Origin of the sequence: Anoxybacillus sp. MB8 (assembly GCF_011006755.1) — a bacterium.
Classification (GTDB): domain Bacteria; phylum Bacillota; class Bacilli; order Bacillales; family Anoxybacillaceae; genus Anoxybacillus; species Anoxybacillus gonensis.
The window spans coordinates 1-21,191 of record NZ_RXXX01000046.1; the positions used below are offsets into that span (position 1 = coordinate 1).

A 21,191-nucleotide genomic window follows, 5' to 3' on the forward strand; every position below is an offset into this window, starting at 1 on the left:
CTCAACCAGGTCTGATTCACCATTCGGATCAAGGGAGCCAATATGCATCGAACGAGTATCAAGCCATTTTACGACAGCATGGAATGCAAACCAGCATGAGTCGAAAAGGAAACTGTTATGACAACGCATGTGCGGAATCGTTTCACAGCATCATTAAAAAGGAACTCATTTTCCACGAAACCTTTACGACAAGGAAAGAAGCGAAACAACGGATTTTTGAATACATTGAGTGTTTTTATAATGCCGAGCGAATTCATTCCGCTAACGAGTACATGTCTCCGATGGAGTATGAGAAGATACATCAGCAAGGCAAAAAACAATCCTTCTCTGAATGAAGTCGCGATATGGGGGGTTCTTAATCCTCTTGATAAGGGGAAAGGTTTACCAACCGTTCTCCTTATCAAGAGGCCACCAAACGAAGTGCGGTAGTAGGGTTTTAAAATTTTTCTCGATTTTACGTGTCTATTTTCTTGACATAATACCAATGGAGTTTGATGCAGTAATATTAGTCAATATAAATGAAGAAAGTTTTCCGAAGGATGATTTACATGCTAGATTGCTGTACGTTTTAGTTACTCGTGCTCAACAGGAATTAAGAGTGTTTTATCAACATACTCCTTCTCCGTTGTTAGAAGGACTAATTCAGTTGGCACCGAAGGTAGTATCGAAATTTGATGATATTTTATGAATATGAATGATTTATATGAAAAGCAGAAATGATTGTAAGAATTTTTCCCTCTATGTTATATACATCCAAATTGAAATTTTAACTTGATTTTTCGCTCTTGTTTCCGAAGTGTTCGAGGTGTCCAATCGTGAGCATTTGTAATTTTAAGACGTTTTATGTCATTTCTGCTCCTTTTATACATGGGTATTTAGGAGCGGTATACCTATGGAACAAGGTAGTCATACAGAAGTTATCACTTTAAAGTGCATGTATATTGTAAGGTGGGTGAAGTAGATTTGTTGAACATTTTGGATGATTTTTTGAGTAATAAAGAGAAAGATTTAAGCGATTTTGAACGTATTGTAATGGAATTAAATGAATACAAGGATTTAGAGTTTGTAGCCAAGAAGTACAAGATAAGTGGCTTACTGTTGGTAAAAAAACTAGAAAAGTTAGGGTTTGTATTTAGTAATGAAAAGAATAAATGGATTTATCGTCCTACATCAAAACGTTCAGAATTTATTTCGGGAAACAAACAAGAAAGTCTCACAGAAAAAGTTCCAACAATAAAGTCCATCAACATTACTCAAATTGTTGAGAAATTGAGTAATGGTATGAAAATAGAAGAAGTGGCCGATGAATTAAATATGTGCACGCTTGATTTATTTGACCTGCTACAAAATAATGATTATATGTATTATGATTTTGCTAATTTTTGGACTAATCTATCTGAAAGAGAATTAGTGGAAAATTTTGTTAAAGAGTTAAACAATGGACTTACTTTTGAGCAGTTGTTTCTTAAATATACAAAAGCTCAAACAAAACAAACCTTTTTTATTGGTTCATTAAAAAATTTATTATCCAAATATCATTATGTGTTTGACAACCAAAAGAAAAAATGGGTTCTAGGCGAACAATCACTTGTTCAAGAAATTGTATCCCTATTAAATCATGGAGTGGGTTTTCAGGAAATCGAAGAAATATATGAAATGGATAACACTCAATTAAGAATGCTATTAAAAGAGCATAAATATCGGTACGATTTTTTATACAATATATGGACGAATAGGAGCGAACGAGAACTTTTAATGCAGACTTCCCGCGATCTTATTCTAAATAATAAGAGCTGGGATGATTTCGTATCAGAAAATGGTATAAATAAAGAATTACTTTACAAAAAGTTGAAAGAGTTCAAAATTGAAAAATCTTTTGCACGTGAGATGGAAGAAAAAAATGAACCGAAAAACACATATGAAACGCCACCTAATTTATCAGTAGAAGAAATAAAGATAATTAGACTGATGATCCAAGATTGGATGCAGAAAAATCAGTGGACTGAGAAAAAAGGCAGTTTAAGAGTATTCTTACCTGTAGAATTATTGCTTCAATTTGAGCATTACTGCGAATTCAATGACATAGCAAAGTCAAAAGTTGTCCAAAAACTTATAGAAGACTTTTTAAAAACCAAAAGTAAAACTTAAGTATGTACTGTACGGTCATAATAATATACCCAGATTGACATGCTAGCCTTTGGCCTATGAAGTATACCCGATGCAAAGTAGTACTTCATCTAGATGCTGTAACATGGATTATTCGAAGCGAGTAATCGACCGGGCGAGGTCTTTTTGATCGTTATGTAAGTTGTTGAAAATAAATTCATGTTTCAATTGTTTAGTGCAAAATGAAAATAAAAAGTTTTGCAACAAAAAACGCGGAGTTTTATGGTGTAAAAAAGGTTTTGTTAGATCCTAAAATCCCCTATAATGTTAGTTTTACGAATAATAAAACAGTGAATAAAGAAAGAATGCTAGCGATTCCTGAGATTCATCATATCAAACATTTGCGTGAAAATGAAGGATTATCGTTTTCCAAATTTGTCTGTAAAACGGTGGAGAACAGTTTTTTAGTCAGAAAAAATTAAAGAGAAGGTGGGGAAGAAGGAAGACCAATTTTATCATACACACGAAAAAGGAGTGTCATATTTATGTGGCGAATGACAATGGAAGAATTACTGAATTGGGAGGATAATTGGCTTGATCGGGAGGAATTAGAAGAAGGTGATGAGAGAAATGCATGGTTTGAGGAGGGGATAAACCTTTACAAGCAGTTTCTTAAGCTAGACCCGAAAGAACCTCGCTATGCGATTATGCTCGCGGACTTGTATTTACAGTGGGGGCGGGATGAAAAAATTCGTAGAGGGGACTATTGGAAAGCTTATAACATATTGCGAAAGGCGACAATTTACTCACCATCGAATCCCGATGCGTTTTACCATTTATCCTTTATTTTTGCCAATGAAGAGAAAAGAGAAGAAAGAAAATGGGAAGCAGTTCTTTTTTATGGAAAAGAAGCGCTTGAGAAAGGAATAGCCGGCAGCAAACGAATCAAACTACTTTGTAATGTTGCGTTAGGATATGCGAGACTTGGTTACGGTCAGAAAGCGACAGACTACATAAAGGAAGCATGCGACTTGGATAAAATGGGCGAACATAGTTGGTTTATCGAATTGTATAAAGACAGGATGAAGAAGAGAATAACAGAACCGATCTTGTTGAAAGAGCCACAGGAGAAGCGGAAGACAGTTTCGGGACGCAATGCAAATCAGGTCAAAGAAGATGAAATGGAAGGAAAATGTGTTGTTCTTGATTTAGCTCAAGATGAAAAATATTTTTATGCATACAATGATGCTGTTCGGCTTGAACGGAAAGAAGCAGAAATTCTTGGTTACTTGATTGATCACCAGATGACGTCTTGTCCGAGACATAGAATAGAAGAAGCAATTTGGCACGATCGCCCAGTAAGTCCTACTACTGTGAAGCGATATATCAACAGTCTTAGAAAAAAGCTTTCTCAAGCAATGGGACGTGATGATATTTCTGAGAATATTTTAGTAACTACAGGTGAAGGATATGAATGGAAAGCAAATATTCCAGCGATTGTCCTTCGTAAAGGGTAAAGGTCCGGTTACGATTTCGTAACCGGACCTTTTATATACTTAGAATACAAATTAATGAGGAGGATGATCACAATGAATTTAATGAAATTGGAAATGATGGATGCAACAGCTCGTATCGCGGAGGCACTACAAGTGAGAGGATTATTTGTAAAAGTAAAAGACGATTTTATTATCCTAACAGACGAAAATACAGAAGCAGATGTTAAGAAAGTTTATGAGTTGCTTCGTCATCTCAGTATTCCAACCTTTTGGCAAGGAAACAAATTTCAAGTATTGGTTACGCGTGTGCCAATTTCTACAATGAAACGCATTATGAACACACCAGGACGGGCGTTTCCGATTTCTATGGAAGGCTACCACTATAAGTGGAAGTCGTTCGTCCAAAGACGATTCGGTATCAAAGTGAATGCGTTAAATTTGGATGCGAACATGGCAATGTTTGTGAAATCATTGAACCTTGCAGGCATTACGGCTCTCGCAGGTTGTAACGGTCATCATCGTTACGCGCCAAATGTTCAACTTTCAGGAGTATTCCAAGGCGCATGGTTTGAAGTGATTCAAGAAAAATATTTGAGTAATTGCTCTCTCCACTACAAATGGTATGTTCATTACGGCAACGCATCGGGATCTTGCATCATCGCTGATAAAGGAGAAGTTGAATGTTGGGACATGAATTTAATTTATCAAGATACGGTGCAGATGGCACAAATTCTCCAAAAGCATGCAGCGGAGATTCGCGAGTTAAAGAGAACAGCTTTTAAGCGGAAAGGCGAAATGAAAGAACAAGCTAAACGTTTGGTTGAGAAGAAAGAGTTTGCGGAGCTTGTGAAGTGGATGAAAGCTAAGATCGGAAAATAATGTTTGAAATGTGTTGTCGGACAATTGCGAACAGTGACATAAACTGTTTGCGATTGTCCCAATTTTATAGCGAAAGGCTAAGACTAAAAAATATAAACCATTTGTGCATGCTTTTTCCGTCGCTTTTTTCATACTCGACAACGAGCGACGTTTATCCATTGGTGTTGTGGTGAATTGCCATGAAATAAGGAATTTACAATCTTTTAAAATTATTAACTTTCATGAAAAGAATATGTAAAATAATATTGTCAATAATCTACTAAATTAGACAAGCGAAGGTGATGAGCGTTGTATACTATTTTCGAGCAACTGTTTTCATTAATTAACGAAATAGGAAATAAGGGATTTACAAACACTTTTCTTTATTTTCAGCTGTTTTTGTTCATCTCAATGGCTATTTTTCAATTTGTGAGAATTAAAAGGGAAATGGACGTAATGAATCAGCTGAAACCAAAACTTATGGAATTTACTCGTTCAAGCAATGCAGCGCCTAATGAAGTAGATCAAGAGTTAAATGCTCTTTTTGCAAATGTAAAAAAATCGAAATATAAAGAGCTATGGGAACGTTACTTTGAACGGGTGTCACAAAAAAACGAGGACGAGCGCATAAATGTTGATCCTTTTTTTGGATTCGATGTAATGCATTATCACATGGGATATCGCCATTTAATGGATATGGGAGCGGGTATTCATGTGAGCATTGGGGTTCTTGGTACGTTTATTGGTTTATCAGTAGGGCTTTCTGAGCTACATATTGGGGATACAGAATCATTGCGCTTTGGAATTGAAAGTTTGTTAGACGGAATGAAAGTAGCATTTTATACATCCGTATGGGGAGTTTTTTTATCATTGTTATGGACAGTGTTTGATCGATGGATCAGTAGCCGTCTTGACAAGTCCATTGACTGGCATTCGGAGAAGCTTGATTTTTTGCTAAGTACAGATGATGAGGAATTATTTTTAAACCGTCTAGAAAAAATCTCGAGAAATCAAGCAGATCATTTAAAAACGTTGTTAACGGATGCGCTGGAAAAAGCAATGCAGCCGGTGGTGGCGACGATTCAACATTCACAAGGAAATATACAGTCGGCGTTTGGCCAATTAACAGACCAATTTTCTAGGTTGCAAGCAGGAGTAGAAAATCAGTCTGAATTATTGCGAGCACAAATTGAACTGACGAAAAATACTAGCCATGACGTTGCGAATCGATTAATTGATCAAATTACAGGTGGAACGCAACAATCGATTACGCATTTTACTACGCTAGTCCAGGATGCCCAACGGTTACAACAAGAAATGATGGGGACGATTTCAAAAGTGGTTGAAAACTTTGTAAGCACGGAAAAAAGTCAGGCAATGACGTTAGAGCGTACGGAAAAAATGTTTGAGCAATTTGAAAAAATGGCTCTCGAATTAGAAGAGATGAGAAATCATTATAAAGAAACAGCGAATGTTATGGAGAATTTAGGGCTGACATTCCAGCATATTCAACAAATGACACAGGAGCAACTTCCAGTTCAACACGAAGTTATAAAAAGTAACCAGATATTGGTGCAGAAATATAGTGACTTAACGGAAGGATTTAAGCAATTTAATGCCCAGCTAGAAACAAAATATGAAACTCTCCTTCAACAAATCGTGACAACCTCGGATTCTTTATCACATTCTTTTAAAGAAATGGCGGAACGTTTTGAACGGTCGCTAGTGACGCAACAAAAGACATTGCAAGATTCGGAAGTACTTTTAACAAATATTCAATCAATTGTTGCCATGTTAACACCTTTAGCTCCAAACTTGAAGGAGGTTGTCGGAAAGATTGAACGTTTGCAAGAGCAGCTGTCACAAATGCAGAAGGTACAAAATGAGTTGTTGCCGGAGCTTGTGAGTCTAAGAACACAAACAAATGAGACAGTAGAAAATGCATTGCAAACAACGAAAACGTATCTTCAGGACATAACAAAGCAGCTTGAGGTGCTTGAAGGAAATTGGACAACGACAAGGGAACAGTTTACAAAGATAACGGATGCGTTGCATTTGTCGATGAAAGATTTCGCCGAAAACATTGATAACGGTTTAAGTAAAACATATCATCATTTCGATGAGACATTAACAAAAGCTGTGCAAGAGGTAAGCAATCTTGTTTACCAATTTAGTGAAGTACAATCAGAATTTATTGATACGCTTGAAGAAGTAGCAGAACATCTAGGTAAAATGAAAGCAGGGGCTTCATCATGAGATACAGAAAAAAAGCAGAGGTAAACTATTGGATGTCTTATGCCGATTTAATGAGTGCAATGCTCATGGTGTTTGCGCTGTTGTTAACGCTTGTTATTCTTGATTATCGCGAGTTACTTGAAAAGAAAGAGAAACAAATTAAAGAAGTGGTAAGCGTGAAAACAGAAATTATTAAAGCGTTAACAGAAGAATTTGAAAAGTCAAATATGTCAATAGAAATTGATCAACAAACAGGAGCGATTCGTTTTCCGGGAAGTATATTGTTTAAAACAAATTCTTCCGAAATTTCAGAGGAAGGAAAAACGTTTCTTAAAAAATTTATTCCAAAATACATGGGAATTTTATTACAGGATCGGTTTAAAAACGAGATTTCTAGCATTATTATTGAGGGACATACAGACAAACAAGGAACTTACATGTATAATATGTCTTTGTCTCAGTCAAGGGCATATTCTGTTCTCGCCTATATTTACAGCGAGCAATTTCCAAATTTTAAAGAGCGGGAACTTTCCAAGAAATATATAACAGCAAATGGGAGAAGCTTTAGTAGCCCACTAACAGATGAGAAAGGGCAATATGATCCAGAACGCTCACGAAGAGTTGAATTTTTGTTTCGGTTAAAAGAAGATGAAGCCATTAAAGCGATTGAAAAGTTGGTGAACGAATGAGATATGAATATAAACCGGCTTTATTGCAAGGGTGGCTGCGCGAAAAACGACAGCCACTTTTAGAGAAGAAAATAGAGAATAGCAACGAAAAATATCGTGGTCTGTTAGAGCAATTAAAAGAAAAGTTCCAAAGTGCATCGTTTCAGTCAGAAGTAGAATTCATTGGCTGGGCAAATAAACTAACGAGAAGAGAAAGACTACTTTTACCTAACTTATATAATGAAAAATTGCCAGAGATTATAAAAAAATCGATGATCCAAGTGTTTCTGCAGACTGCCAAAAGCGAACATCGGTTGTTTCGTGTGATGGTTGACGTTGTTTATCAAACGTGTAATTTAGATGAGTTGTGGAAAGTTTTAAAATATTCTTATGCCTATCACAAAGAGAAACTCGAAAAAAGAATGGAAGAGAAACAATCAAAAAAATGGCGGCAATTTTTGTTGAGTAAAGATCCGATCTTGTATTTAGCGACAGAAGCATACGGGAGTGAAAAAGGAATTTTAGAGGAGCTCGAAACGTTCTACTTAAAGAAAAATTTTCCATTATTTAAGTTAGTGCTAATGGAAATTTTTCATTTAGCTGATGAGAATTTTTTCATTAGAGAACAAGCACTTTATCAAGAAATTTTTATTTCAGCAACGAGTGAAGAACAACAAAAAATGGCGCATCAGCTCATTAATAAATGTAAGTTGAATCATGTTAAACCGTTAGGAAAGCTTATATTTGAGAAATTGAAAACATACAGAAGAAAGCCGATGCTATGGCGATATGTTGGCGAGGAAGAAAAACGCCGTTTTGCTCAATGGATATTGAAGCTAGAGATGCGGGACTTTTTTGGTAATGTAAACAGAAACCATGAGCGTTTTCGTTATTGGGAGAAGTTCATCAGTAAGTTAGAAGATGTTGTTGTAACAGATGAGCGTTCGACGATGATCATGTATTTTCCAGATGTCGTTATTGTAGAAGTGTTAGGAACAGGTGCTGTATACATTTACGATGCCGCTGTTTTTCAAAAACACTTTCAGTCTAAAATTGATCAAATGTTGATGGAAAGGGAAAAATATAGCAATTCTTGGATGAAACCGAGAGAAGTAAAACGAACCCAATTTATGGATATTAATTTGATACTTCCTGAAGGACGGTTAGTTCATCATAAGGGGTGGCAGTATAAATTTGATGCATGGCTTCGTCGTGAACTTGGTTGGGAGGTAAGAAGAGATGTTCTTCTTCAAAAAGAAACAGAAAGAGATGAAGGTGATTTTGACACCGACTGAGGATGGGATTCGTATATCATTTCAAGTACAAGATGGGAAAACACTTAGTAATGTCAATCTTCCTTTATCTAAAGAGGACATTGAAACATATTATCGATATAACGGATTTCAACAATACGTAGCATGGGAAGAACTATTTGATTCTGGTTTGCTTGTCGACTCCGTATTACCTTATGAGCATTATTACGAACTGTTGCGCGATGATCAAGGAAGGGAAACGTTACGAACTTTATCGTTGCCTGTAGAAGAAATAAAGGTTGATGGGCAGTTGTTATTACATTCTTTACCTCAAGATGCTCAGTTAACTTTGCGATTGTTTGATAAAAGTGGACGGAACTTAGATCGAATCGGTAGATCTATCGGTGCTTTTTACAGTGTAAAAGATGAATTATATTTACTTCCAGAAAAAGTTTATCGATTGAAGAAAGCTCTTTCCCAAAGTTACGAATCAGGGTATCAAAAAATAGGTATTTGTCAGCAACTTGCGCGAGAAGCGGGGATCCGATTAGAAAATTTTTTGGAAAACGAAACGTATCATGTTGTTGATCAGTATGATTTAGACATTAAAGTGCATAGTCATGATCATATTGAGCTAGTTCCTGTTGGAAAAAATGAGCTAGAAACAATGTATTTAAATCAACCGTTACTTGAGAAAGGGTTTAGAAATGGAGAGAAAAGGGAGCGTTTTGTTCGTACTCCGCGTGTTCATGAAGATTTAGTTCGCTTGAACCAAAAACGGCATATTTATGGAGAAGAGGTACCGTTATTTTTTGAGAACCCTGCTGCGGTATTGCCGGAGCATGATTACTTAATTGATTTAGAGAAATTTTCCGATCGTGTGAAAGGAATTATACCAATCGAGCGGGTTCGACCGGCTTATCATGATCGGAACGGGTTAAAATGGTTTGATGAAACGAGCGGCATACAAGTTCCTTATGACGCACAATTTTTAAAAGAATTAATGCTTAAGTATCCTCATCAGCAGTATGTTGAACATAATGGGAAATGGATCTATTTAGATCCTGCTCTTCGCAGGAAATTGCTTGATTTGCCACAGGACGTTGATGAGCCTTTGAAACGTCATTTTATGCTTGATATAAAAGATAATGAGGAAGAGTTAGAGTATAAAGTTGATGTGGCTAAACAAGAACCATTTTACCATTACCCTATTCCGAATGAGTTAAATGCAACCTTATTTGATCATCAACTGGAAGGGTTTCGCTGGCTTTGCAATTTAGCTGAACAGGGACGAGGTGGATTGCTTGCGGACGATATGGGGCTTGGCAAGACGATTCAAGTCATAACATTTTTATTACATCAGAAGAATAAAAGTAAATTAAGCCCAACTTTAATCGTTCTTCCTATCGCCTTAATTGAAAATTGGATAGAAGAACTAAATAAATTCGCCCCAGAGTTAATGAATAAGTTGTATGTTCATAAGGGAGGGCAGAGAATTAAATCTGCTGAACTCATTTCTCAATTCGACATTGTCATTACGAGTTATGATACATTAAAGATTGATCAATTGTTATTAGGAAAAATTAAATTTCAAGCAATTATCTGTGATGAAGCACAAAACATTAAATCACATACAAGCCAACGATCACGTGCAATTCGAGCTATGCAAGCTAATTTTAGACTAGCTATGACAGGGACACCAGTGGAAAATAGTTTGGATGAGCTTTGGGCTATTATGGACTTTGTTCAGCCCGGCGCAATGGGATCGTTAAAAGAATTTCGCGAAAAATTTGTGGAAACGATGGATTATGATGGATTATTAAAAGCGATTCAGCCTTATTATTTACGTCGGACAAAACAGCAAATTTTAGACAATCGTTTGCCAAAAAAATATGTGGTTAAACCATTTTATGTGGAAGCATCGCCTGTTCAACGAGATATTGCCTCATCTATGTTGGCGACAAAGGAGGTAGGACAAATCGCGATTTTAAACATGTTAATGAGATTGCGACAATTGTATGGACATCCGGGTGCAGTTATTCCACAATACGAAAATCTTTCATATTCAGAAGTTCCTAAGTTAAAACAAACGATTGAAATTATTGAGAAAATTAAAGGGGAAAATGAGAAAGTTATTATCTTTACCGAGTTTCGCAAGTTACATTTTATTTTAAAGCGGTTGTTCATGAATATGTACGGTATTTCTGTTCCTGTCATTGATGGGGATACTCCGAATCGACAAGAAGTTGTCCGACGTTTCAATCAGCTGCCTGGCTTTGGGATTATGATTCTATCCCCTAAAGCTGCTGGTGTTGGTTTAACGATAACAAGTGCTAATCATGTGATTCACTATACAAGATGGTGGAATCCTGCTATTGAAAATCAAGCTACAGATCGTGTTTATCGTATTGGTCAACAAAAAGATGTCTATGTATACCACATTATTACAACAGATCGAAAAAATTTTCCTAATGGTACAGTTGAAGAGTTAATGCATGAACTTTTAGAAAGTAAGCGGGATTTAGCGGAAAATGTCATTGTTCCGTTTAATGTATCGGAAATTCAACAAAAAATAATAGAGCAGATGGTATCGTGAGTTAGATAGATATGTTTGATCACTTTGTCTCTTGAAGTTTTTTAGTGGTATTATACAAATCATGTGGGGGAAATCGACAGGGAAATAGGAGAAGCTGTATTCGTATTGGAAACGAGATTGCTAGGGGAGAGAGGATGAATGGGACCTAAAATCATTAGAAATTCTAAGGTATATGATCACATTCAAGAAGGGGAGCGGTTTTTTCTAGAGCAGATAGAGAAGGTAGAAGCTTTAGAAGGTTGGACTGTGTACGAGCAGCCGCACTTAAATGGAGATAGGCCGGATTTTGTTTTGTGCCATCCCGAAAAAGGGGTTGTAATTGTTGAAGTAAAAGATTGGAGTTTAGATTCAACCAACTATCGTCCAATCGGGAAAGTGCTGGGGGCAGATGGGCAATGGATAGATAAAAATCCGATCAATCAGATCAAACGATACAAAGATAATTTGCTACAGTTTATTTCAAGAAAATATGTTGCAGCTGTAGAGCAATTCAATAAGACAGCGTACGCTATCGTCGAACCGGTTATTTATTTTCATAATGCACTGGTGAGGGATGCAAGAGATTTCTGTGGTAATCAGGAGGGCAAAGTCGTAAAAATAATTGACCGGAGCCATGTAGAAGCTATCGGGATGAATCGACTTGATGAGGGGGGAATACGTTCATTAACAATCAAAAAATCATTAATGGTAAAGAATGATGTTCTCCCTGCTTTCGTGCAAGATTTGCAAATGTGGCTAAATCCGTCAGATTACCATATAGAAAGACAGGAACCCATTAAGTTATTTCCTGATCAGGAGAGGTATGTGAAAGTGCAGCCTGGCTCGTATCGGCGTTTAAAAGGTGTCGCTGGTTCGGGGAAATCCCTTATTTTAGCAACTAAAGCAGCACGAATGCTTAAACAATCGTATCGGGTGCTTATTTTGACGTATAATATTACGCTTCGGCACTATCTTCGTGATTTAGTTAGTCAACAATTTGGTGTTGGGGATCGGACATTAATACGAGATGAACTCGTGATTTCACATTTCCATCATTTTCTGAAACAATTAGCTAACAACTATGGTATCGAACTTCCTTATGAAGATGATGACGATGATTTTGAGTTGAGATGGATAGAAGTTATTAATGAACGTATATCAAAAATAGAAATTGATCATAATTGGATGTTCGATGCCATTCTAATTGATGAAGGACAAGATTTTAAAAAACAATGGGTTCAATTCCTAAAAACCTTTTTTACAGGAAAAGCGGAGTTTTTTATTTTTTACGACATCGATCAAGATTTGTATGGAAGACAAAAAGACGTATGGATTGAAGAAAGCAAGGAAATTAAAGGTCTTGGTTTTCGTGGACGACCTGGTCACTTAAATATTACTCGTCGACTCCCAGGTTCGATTGTTCAACTTATCTCGTTGCTACGGGAATATTTTGGTGAACAACGTAAGCAAGAAATTCTAATTCCCTATGCTCAATTGGACTTTTTCACCAAAGCTTCTTGGAAAAATGTGAGCGAATTACAGGAGAAAAAATCGAAATTTGTATATGATGAGTTGCAAAGTTTATTACAACAAGGCGCCAAAATAGATGATATCGCAATTCTCACAACCCACGAAGAAACTGGAGTGGAAATTGTAAAGGAATTAGGCAGTAAAGGTTTTTCTGTTTCACACGTTTATGATTTAAGTGGAACAAAAAATATAGATAATCGGCGAAGAGAGAAATGGAAATTTCAACCTGGGGATGCACGACTGAAGGTATGCACCGTACATAGCTTTAAAGGATGGGAAGCTTCTCATGTTATTTTTGTGCTCGATCGTCCGAAAAAAAGTAAAGAAATAGTTGACAGTATGAGCTCTTCGGCTCCTTCGTTGTGCTTTCAGAATAATCAACAGTCTTTGGATGTAAATGTGGGAAAAGATGAAAAGGAAGGCGAGAATCGTTTTGATGCAAAGATAGGGGAGCTCCTGTTCATCGCTCTTTCAAGAGTTCGTTATCATGAAAAAATGAATTTTTGTAGTTTTACATGCTTGAATTTTATACCTAAATATAATGAGTTGCAAAAAATTTTCAATTAGTTATGGTGTATGTTTGCTAATTTAAAATTGAGCCAACTGACTTCGAATGCACATATTACCCCATTATGAGACAATACAAAAACTTTTCATCAAAGGAAGTGAAAACAATTTTATCATATGAAAATTTTTATATGAGGCAGGTGGAGGAAACAGAGTTTTCTCCCCACCTAGTTTTGCCCTAATATCCCTACCATAATTTTTTTATAAATCTCTAGGCGTGTTGATTAACCATTAAAAACCAGTTGATATCGCTCTATTCCTAGCTTTTCTGCCGTAGTCGGCAAGCGATTCGCTTGCCGACTGGGCATGCTGCACTCATGCCTTCCTCGAACAATGAACGCTTTGCGGGCAAATTACATTTGCCCGCCGGCGTTCTTTTTCGAGGGAATAGGCAGAAAAGCTTGTGTTCAGCCATATGATTCTGTGTTTTTAAGTAAAATAATGGATAATCAACACTCGTGATAAATCTCTCATTAAAAGGGTTTGACTATGGATAAAGACAAAAACAAAACGAGAAATGAGTGGGGACAGCGCATTGCCTTCTACAGGGCGAGAGATCTCATACAAGTTAAATGGTGTGAAATGAAAGGTTTAAAGGTTCATTAGCTTAAGTACCGGATTAAAATAGAATGAAGGTTTGAAGGCGAAACGAAATCCTTCCCAAAAATAGGTTTGCGGTGACAGATCTATCGAGCCATGAAGAGGATTCCATCCAAGTGAAAAACAGATGGCAGTAAAGGTTTAATCTTTTACTGTTTACCGATGTAGTGAGGATGTTGAAAATATTATTTTGAATGCCACAACGGTGCCCTATGTTTACTTCACTTGAAGAGTACGAGTTTATGAAAATCGATGAGGGCTTAGCTACATACCGCATTAGTTTTAGGACGTTCTATGCACTCCATAGCGTAAACAAAAGTCTATCTCCATACGCTATACCTACATAAAGAGCTAGCCTATCTAAGCAAATCTACCATTTTTCTAGCACCTCACCAAATCCCCCTCCCAAATTCCTTATTTTATATTATAATGGTACAAAAATCCTATTTTCCACTGGAGCTGGTTTAGATGGCGTACACGATTCCGGAAACGATTCGTTCGAGTGCGACAGCGGGGGAGCGATTGCTGTTTCGAACGCTAAAAACATATTTGCCAGATGACTACATTGTCTATTATGAACCGGAGATTCGAGGAAAACGTCCGGATTTTGTCGTTATTGGGCCTGATTTAGGGCTTGTTGTGCTTGAGGTAAAAGATTATACATTATCGACATTGCTTCATTTGACGTTTACCAACATCATACCTATGAGGTCGTAGGGAGTATGCTATTAGAGTTGTGTCATGCCACAAGGATGTACCATGTCAAACGACTTTAGGGAATCGCGGACACTATATACATGCACCTTAAAACCATGACTTCTGTATGAACACCTTTTTTCATGGCTATACTGCTCCTAAATATTTCTATACAAAAGGAGCGGAATTGGCATGAAACGTTTGAAAATCACAAATGATCACGGCTGGACACCTCGAACCCTTCGGAAACAAGAACGGAAAATCAAAGATGCTTCTCTTCGCGTTCGGGTGACCGCTGTTCGTCTTGTCATGGAAGGTCACCTCGGTAAAGATGTCGCAAAAATGGTCAACGTATGCCGTCAATCCGTTGCCATCTATGTTGCACGGTTTAATCAAGGTGGGCTCGATCATCTACTCGATCGTCGCTTACCACCTGGTCGCGTGCCATTTCTTACGGAAGAACAACAACAAGAAATCAGACAACTCGTGTTAACTACTACACCTGTGGATGCTGGCTGGGGCATCGCTTCGTCATGGAACACGCGCATTTTACAATCTTACATTCAACAAACCTATGGCGTTTCGATGTCACGTGAAGGCATTCGTAAGTTATTGCATCGTCTTCGTTTGTCATGGACACGTCCGACTTACAAGCTAGTCAAAGGAGACGCCAAGCGTCAAGCTGCCTTTCAAAAAGAACTTGAATTTATAAAAAAAAACTAATTACCGAGAATGTCACGCTGTTTTATGTGGATGAGACACATGTTCGTGCTTATCAAGCGCTACGTACGACATGGGCAGAAGTAGGGAATCAAAAACAAGTGCCAAGCTACGGACACCATGACCATGTGTCCATTTTTGGCGCCGTCGATGTTCAACAAGGCGATGTGGTATTTCATCGCGCATCATCCGCCAATGCCGAAACGTTCCTCGACTTTTTGCGCCGATTGAAAGAGAAATATACAGACCGATTCCTCGTGCTTGTGTTGGACAATGCGCGTATTCATCATGCCAAGATGGTGCAAGCCTTTCTTGATGGCGAGGAAGGCGATGCTTTTCATTTCATCTTTTCGCCACCGTATTCTCCACAGTTAAATCCGATTGAACGGCTGTGGAAGTGGTTGAAAGATGAGGTGATTGCCAACGTTTTTCACAAGGATCAAAATGACATTGCCCAATCCATTACTCGCTTTGAACAGTACGTCTTACAACATCCAGATGAGGTGTTACGCCGCATCGGGTGTGCTGTGTGAATCAGAGGTTAAAATGCCAATTTGGATGTATATAGGTTTTGTGCGTCGAAAAAGCAGTAGTACTATGGATTTAAGCTTCATCTTCAAGTGATTGATCAGGTACTTTCCATGGGATATGAGGTGACGGAAGAACCCTGTCACGATTGAACCACGTCAGAAACCGTCATGACTCAAATCCCTCATCCCCTTAATTTGGGTGAAAGTGGATTTGTTGGTATAACTGGGTGTATGTTGGTGTATTCACTTGTAACACTGGGCTAGTTAGTTGGTTGTTAGGACTCAACTAGCACCACGAGTATAGTAAGGTATAAAGTTGCAGACATATAGCGGCTTTTTCGTTTACAAGTCGCACAAATGGTGAAAGATGTTTATAATGGAAATGTTCTATTTGAAAGATGAGATGAGGTGAAGGTATGGGTGTCAGCAAGATCGAGCGTCTTTTTCAGTATCTCATTGAGCTAAACAACCAAGGGAGTAAGGTGATTCGTAGATATCGTGAATATAATGATTTTTACATATGGGACGAAGATCTTTTTAACATGGAGAATTGCACTGTATTCCCAAGCGGGTTTCACGATGTGTGGCTGGAAGTGCGCAAGGTGCATATTGACAAAAAGGAGGAAATTCCACCGACTCCTCCAGAGTTGCTGCAAGGATGGATTGAAGATAATTATAATGATTGGAAGCTTGAAACAGTCCGTGTTAAACCGATGCGCGTTATAGTGGAAGAGGATGGTGAACGAGAAGAACGCTTTACAGACGATCTCAATCGGCAGCGAATGTATGAGACGTGGCTTGTGGAATGGAAAAACTGGAGAGAACATTTAGCACGTAAGAAACAAGAGAAGAAAACGTATGAAGACTTCTTCAAAATGTATCAACGGTTTGAGCGTGAAGGGGAGCGATTAGAGCTCGTCCTAGGTGTCGGGATGCTCACGTGGAAAAAGGATGAAAACATTGAGCATCCGCTCGTGACAGTGCGAATGGAGTTGAGTTTTTAGCGGAAAAAGGCATATTCCACGTCAAGCCAGCGGCTAACCGCTTACAGGTGGAATTGGAAACATTGAGTGGTTATGCGATTCCAAATAGACCTCAAATTCAAGAGATGGTCGATCAATGGCAGAAGATAGAACCGATGAATGACATTTGCAACGCGTTGGATGAGTCGTTCGCCAAATTTATTCATTTGCTCGACGCCAATGGGGAGTATGTCCGTGATGACCGAACCCCAATTTCCATCGGTGCTAACCCGAAATTATTTTGTCGCTTCTTATTCGTGGTGCGCCAAAAAGACCAGCGCGTGTTAAAACAAGATTTGCGCATGATTTTGGAAGGAATTCAAGCTAGAACGCTAGAGGTGCCTCCTGCAATTCAATCACTTGTTGGGGAAGCGGTAACCGCTATTCTAGCTGATGTGAACGAATGGAAACAAGCAGGAGAAGACTTGTTTTTCCCACTTCCTGCAAACGAAGAACAGAAAGAAATCGCCAGACGCATCGCCGTTTCTTACGGCGTAAGCGTGCAAGGGCCCCCGGGAACAGGAAAGTCACATACGATTGCTAATTTAGTGTCGCACCTACTTGCGCATGGAAAAAAAGTCTTGATTACGAGCCAAAAAGAAAGTCCGCTTCGCGTATTACGTGACAAAATTCCAAAGGATATTCAAAGCTTATGTGTTCCGGTACTTGGTGGCAGCCGTGACTCGTTACGGGAAATGGAAAACTCCATCCATTCCATCTCGGAAAAGCTAGGGAGTGCCAATATTAATCAATTGACTAAAGACATTGAACAAGCGAAGAAGGCTCTAGAGAATAGCCGTAGACGGGAAGCGCAATATCGAACAGAGTTACGGCGTTTGGCGCTGAAAGAACATGAAACGGTTCATTGGGATGGAAAAGCCATTTTCCGTGCGGATGCAGCACGTATGTTGCAAAAACCACCTGTCCCATATGATTGGATTGCGGATGATATCGAAATGAATCGTTCGGTGCCGATATCGGAGGAACAATTCGCAGAGCTTTGGAAATTGAGGGGGGAGCTGACGTCAACCGATTACCGCCTTTTGTTGTACGAATTGCCAGAGCGCCAATCGCTTCTTTCAACGGAAGAGTTTCGCGCACTTTTAGCTGAAGGGGATGCATTGGCCGAGCGGATGAAAGAAGGAGAAACTGACTTTTCCGTTCCATTGCCGAAAGAAGTGTTGCATGAGGCGTTAGCTGTACTGAACTACATTTTAGCGGGGGGACATTTGTTTGAACGACCGCCTTATCGTGCAATACTGCAAGATGTCGACAGCGGCGGCGTGCGCAAAGAAATTTGGGAACAGTTTGCTTCTGAAGCGAAGCAGGCGGTTAAGTTGTTGCTTCTTTCTTATAAACAATTAAGTGATTATGTGATCAATCCTCCTATGAAGCCGTTATTTGCATTCAAACAAGACATTATGAAAGCGAAAGAAGCGCTACAACAAAGAAAAACAGGAGCGATTTACTTTTTACTAAAAGGAAAAGACGTCAAATATTTATTTAAGGAACCGGTGTTTAACAACAAGCCGATAGAAACGGTTCAAGAGTTTGAAATCATCGAGCAATACATCAAAGTGCAAGAAGAAAAAGAGCGGTTCATTCGGAAATGGAACAACATAATGGAACCGCTCGGCGGAATTCGCATCGAGGATGTCCCGACTGCGATTAGCCAAATGGATAATGAATTAGAAGTCCTTCATCAAGTGTTTGAAATGGCGCAAAAAATGGAGCAGCTCCGCTTAATGCTCAAAGAAGTCGTTCTTCCTGCACCATTAAAATGGGAGGAACTGTCGACATACAATCTCATCCACCAAGCAGTCAGCTGGGAGATTCGCAAATATGAGCTGCGTGAATGGCAGGAAAAATATGAAGGAATTCAAGCAGAAATGAGGCAGTGCATGAAACAGCATAACGCTCACCAAATATGGGGTGAATTATTTCATGCGCTGGAAAAAAAAGACGTAGCTGCTTGGCAAGAAGCGCTTGAGGAGCTTGAACGCCTCCAAGAAACGAAACAGAAAGCGGCACGACTCGAATCGCTACTTGCCGCGATGAAGAGCGCCGCGCCGAAAACGGCGCAATGGATCGAAAGTTTGTTAGGACAAGATGAGCCGATGCCAGTATCGTTTCATATGGCATGGAAGTTCAAGGCGCTTCATACATGGCTGCATGAATTGGATCACCTTGATTCTATTGAACTGGAAGAGGCCATGAAGCAGGAGCAAAGCACTCAACAAAAGCTTATTCAACAAATCGTCGCCAACTCTAGTTGGAAATATCAACTTGAAAGTATTACCGAGGAACAGAAACGGGCCTTATCTGCATGGAAAACGTATATTATGCGATACGGAAAAGGAACGGGAAAGAACGCGGCGATGTATTTGCGGGAAGCGCAGCAGGAAATGGCGAAATGCCAAGGGGCAATTCCAGTTTGGATTATGCCGATTCAGCAAGTGTTGGAGAACTTCCCGGTCACGAATGAAAAGTTTGATGTTGTGATTGTCGATGAAAGTAGCCAATGTAACATTTTAGCTTTACCTGTGTTGCTTCGTGCAAAACGTGCCATTGTGGTCGGGGATGACGAGCAAATCAGTCCGTATGATTTAGGTGTAAAATCGGAAGATGTCACGAACCTCGTTCAACAATATTTGCAAGGCATTCCAAACGCGAGATTATTTGATTTGCAAACGTCGTTATACGATATAGCCGATCAAACTTTCCCAAAATCGGGACGGCTCATGTTAAAAGAGCATTTCCGTTGCGTTCCAGAAATTATTCAGTTTTCCAATGATTTAAGCTATAACGGCAACATGATTCCTCTCCGTTTGCCGACGAAGGAAGAAATGTTGACACCACCTGTTCTAGCGATTCGTGTAGTAGACGGCTATTGTTCAGAAGGAACAGAAGCAATCAACAGACCAGAGGCGGAAAAAATTGTTCAGGATATCGCCGCGCTACTAAAAGATCCAGCATATGACGGTCAGACAATTGGTGTGATAGCGTTACAAGGTAATAAACAGCATGAGCTCATTGAAACGCTGTTGCGTAACACAATCGGTGAGCAAGCAATTATTGAGCGAAAAATTCGCTGCGGCAACGCCTACGCGTTCCAAGGGGATGAGCGCGATGTTATGTTCTTGTCGATGGTCGTCGCGCCGAATCGTCGTTTTCAGTCACTGACGAAGAAAAACTTCCAACAAATTTTTAACGTCGCTGCAAGCCGTGCACGCAATCAAATGCGCCTCTATCATTCGGTGGGGTTAGAAGACTTGAAACCAGAGGATTTGCGGCATCGATTGCTTTCGTATTGTTTAAATCCAGCGCGCATGCAAGAGGAGATGAAAGAGTTAGAACAAATGTGTGATTCTCCATTTGAATTTGAAGTGGAAGTGCTTCGCCGCATTCGCGCACGGGGATTCCGTGTCATTCCGCAAATGAAAGTAGCAGGACGGCGTATTGACCTCGTGGTGGAGGGGATGCGTAATCGTTTGGCAGTGGAGTGCGACGGGGAAAAATTCCATGGAATTGAGAAGTGGGAAGCGGACATGGAACGGCAGTATATGTTAGAGCGGATTGGTTGGACGTTCTGGCGCGTGCGCGGCCGTGACTTTTACCGCGACCCAGATCGCGCGCTTGCAAGTTTGTGGGTTAAATTAGAGGAAATGGGGATTGAACCTTATGAGGTGCAGTCAAATATTGAATGTACGTCGATAAATGAAGAGATTACGTATGAAACTCAGAGTCAGTCTGTTGTTCGTCAAGTCGCGCCCGACAATCCAAAGGTACACTCAGCTCATGAACAAAGAAATGTTCGCGATTTCGCTGTTCAAGAGAAAGGAGGGGATGATTGGTATTATGTCAAGAAAATAGACACGTAAAATCGAGAAAAATTTTAAAACCCTACTACCGCACTTCGTTTGGTGGCCTCTTGATAAGGAGAACGGTTGGTAAACCCTTCCCCTTATCAAGAGGATTAAGAAACCGCCATATCGCGACTTCATTCAGAGAAGGATTGTTTTTTGCCGTGTTGATGCAGCTTCTCATATGCCATCGGAGACATGTACTCGTTAGCGGAATGAATTCGCTGGGAGTTATAAAAACACTCAATATATTCAAAAATCCGTTGTTTGGCCTCCTCCCTTGTTGTAAAGGTCTCGTGAAAAATCAGTTCCTTTTTGATAATACTGTGAAACGATTCCGCACATGCGTTGTCATAACAGTTTCCTTTTCGACTCATGCTAGTTTGCATTCCATGCTGTCGTAAAATGGCTTGATACTCGTTCGATGCATATTGGCTCCCTTGATCCGAATGGTGAATCAGACCTGGTTGAG

Annotated in this window: 15 protein-coding genes and 2 pseudogenes; 16 read left to right on the top strand and 1 reads right to left on the bottom strand. The window is 39.2% G+C overall.

Going from position 1 to position 21,191, the window contains the following annotated elements:
- The 16 genes and pseudogenes from EKC99_RS13110 to EKC99_RS13180 all read left to right on the top strand — a co-directional run.
- The coding region (locus tag EKC99_RS13110; RefSeq protein WP_163152232.1) for an IS3 family transposase at positions 1-335 on the top strand (335 nt) is incomplete at its 5' end.
- A 149-nt stretch (positions 336-484) separates the two neighbouring features.
- Positions 485-688: an ATP-binding domain-containing protein gene (locus EKC99_RS16085; protein WP_163152234.1), complete on the top strand. Its 204-nt coding sequence runs from the start codon at positions 485-487 to the stop codon at positions 686-688.
- Positions 689-948: 260 nt separating this feature from the next.
- Positions 949-2,148 (top strand): hypothetical protein, encoded by a 1,200-nt coding sequence (locus EKC99_RS13120; protein ID WP_205597814.1) that lies wholly within the window; start codon positions 949-951, stop codon positions 2,146-2,148.
- 503 nt (positions 2,149-2,651) lie between these two features.
- Positions 2,652-3,623, top strand: coding sequence for a winged helix-turn-helix domain-containing protein (locus EKC99_RS13125; protein WP_163152237.1), 972 nt, complete (start codon positions 2,652-2,654; stop codon positions 3,621-3,623).
- 72 nt (positions 3,624-3,695) lie between these two features.
- Positions 3,696-4,481, top strand: a complete 786-nt coding sequence (locus EKC99_RS13130; protein ID WP_240468881.1) for a hypothetical protein — start codon at positions 3,696-3,698, stop codon at positions 4,479-4,481.
- Positions 4,482-4,916: 435 nt separating this feature from the next.
- Positions 4,917-6,716 carry a MotA/TolQ/ExbB proton channel family protein gene (locus tag EKC99_RS13135; RefSeq protein WP_240468882.1) on the top strand — a complete coding sequence of 600 codons (1,800 nt, stop codon included), beginning with the start codon at positions 4,917-4,919 and terminating at the stop codon, positions 6,714-6,716.
- A complete protein-coding gene (locus tag EKC99_RS13140; RefSeq protein ID WP_163152241.1) occupies positions 6,713-7,384 on the top strand; it encodes an OmpA/MotB family protein in 672 nt (223 codons plus the stop codon). Before EKC99_RS13135 ends, EKC99_RS13140 begins: the two co-directional genes overlap by 4 nt.
- On the top strand, positions 7,381-8,658 hold the full coding sequence (locus tag EKC99_RS13145; protein WP_163152243.1) for a hypothetical protein: 1,278 nt from the start codon (positions 7,381-7,383) through the stop codon (positions 8,656-8,658). The genes EKC99_RS13140 and EKC99_RS13145 overlap by 4 nt, the downstream gene beginning before the upstream one ends.
- Complete coding sequence (locus EKC99_RS13150; protein WP_163152245.1) at positions 8,603-11,212, top strand: DEAD/DEAH box helicase; 2,610 nt, start codon at positions 8,603-8,605, stop codon at positions 11,210-11,212. Before EKC99_RS13145 ends, EKC99_RS13150 begins: the two co-directional genes overlap by 56 nt.
- A gap of 138 nt (positions 11,213-11,350) precedes the next feature.
- Positions 11,351-13,288 carry a nuclease-related domain-containing DEAD/DEAH box helicase gene (locus tag EKC99_RS13155; protein ID WP_163152247.1) on the top strand — a complete coding sequence of 646 codons (1,938 nt, stop codon included), beginning with the start codon at positions 11,351-11,353 and terminating at the stop codon, positions 13,286-13,288.
- A 1,068-nt stretch (positions 13,289-14,356) separates the two neighbouring features.
- Positions 14,357-14,572 (top strand): annotated as a pseudogene (locus tag EKC99_RS13160) (nuclease-related domain-containing protein); the annotation flags it as partial.
- A gap of 204 nt (positions 14,573-14,776) precedes the next feature.
- Positions 14,777-15,307 carry a helix-turn-helix domain-containing protein gene (locus tag EKC99_RS13165; protein WP_163152249.1) on the top strand — a complete coding sequence of 177 codons (531 nt, stop codon included), beginning with the start codon at positions 14,777-14,779 and terminating at the stop codon, positions 15,305-15,307.
- 26 nt (positions 15,308-15,333) lie between these two features.
- On the top strand, positions 15,334-15,837 hold the full coding sequence (locus EKC99_RS13170) for an IS630 family transposase (protein WP_240468883.1): 504 nt from the start codon (positions 15,334-15,336) through the stop codon (positions 15,835-15,837).
- A gap of 36 nt (positions 15,838-15,873) precedes the next feature.
- Positions 15,874-16,050 (top strand): annotated as a pseudogene (locus EKC99_RS15925) (IS982 family transposase); the annotation flags it as partial.
- Positions 16,051-16,250: 200 nt separating this feature from the next.
- Positions 16,251-16,838: a hypothetical protein gene (locus tag EKC99_RS13175; protein WP_163152251.1), complete on the top strand. Its 588-nt coding sequence runs from the start codon at positions 16,251-16,253 to the stop codon at positions 16,836-16,838.
- Positions 16,839-16,891: 53 nt separating this feature from the next.
- A complete protein-coding gene (locus EKC99_RS13180; RefSeq protein ID WP_163152252.1) occupies positions 16,892-20,737 on the top strand; it encodes an AAA domain-containing protein in 3,846 nt (1,281 codons plus the stop codon).
- A 119-nt stretch (positions 20,738-20,856) separates the two neighbouring features.
- Here the strand turns inward: EKC99_RS13180 and EKC99_RS13185 are convergent.
- The coding region (locus EKC99_RS13185) for an IS3 family transposase (protein ID WP_163152255.1) at positions 20,857-21,191 on the bottom strand (335 nt) is incomplete at its 5' end.

What these genes read in the sequence shown, in the direction of transcription:
- EKC99_RS16085 (WP_163152234.1), top strand. Translation starts at nt 485, where the DNA reads ATGGAGTTTGATGCAGTAATATTAGTCAATATAAATGAAGAAAGTTTT.
- EKC99_RS13125 (WP_163152237.1), top strand. Translation starts at nt 2,652, where the DNA reads ATGTGGCGAATGACAATGGAAGAATTACTGAATTGGGAGGATAATTGG.
- EKC99_RS13130 (WP_240468881.1), top strand. Translation starts at nt 3,696, where the DNA reads ATGAATTTAATGAAATTGGAAATGATGGATGCAACAGCTCGTATCGCG.
- EKC99_RS13135 (WP_240468882.1), top strand. Translation starts at nt 4,917, where the DNA reads ATGAATCAGCTGAAACCAAAACTTATGGAATTTACTCGTTCAAGCAAT.
- EKC99_RS13140 (WP_163152241.1), top strand. Translation starts at nt 6,713, where the DNA reads ATGAGATACAGAAAAAAAGCAGAGGTAAACTATTGGATGTCTTATGCC.
- EKC99_RS13145 (WP_163152243.1), top strand. Translation starts at nt 7,381, where the DNA reads ATGAGATATGAATATAAACCGGCTTTATTGCAAGGGTGGCTGCGCGAA.
- EKC99_RS13150 (WP_163152245.1), top strand. Translation starts at nt 8,603, where the DNA reads ATGTTCTTCTTCAAAAAGAAACAGAAAGAGATGAAGGTGATTTTGACA.
- EKC99_RS13155 (WP_163152247.1), top strand. Translation starts at nt 11,351, where the DNA reads ATGGGACCTAAAATCATTAGAAATTCTAAGGTATATGATCACATTCAA.
- EKC99_RS13165 (WP_163152249.1), top strand. Translation starts at nt 14,777, where the DNA reads ATGAAACGTTTGAAAATCACAAATGATCACGGCTGGACACCTCGAACC.
- EKC99_RS13175 (WP_163152251.1), top strand. Translation starts at nt 16,251, where the DNA reads ATGGGTGTCAGCAAGATCGAGCGTCTTTTTCAGTATCTCATTGAGCTA.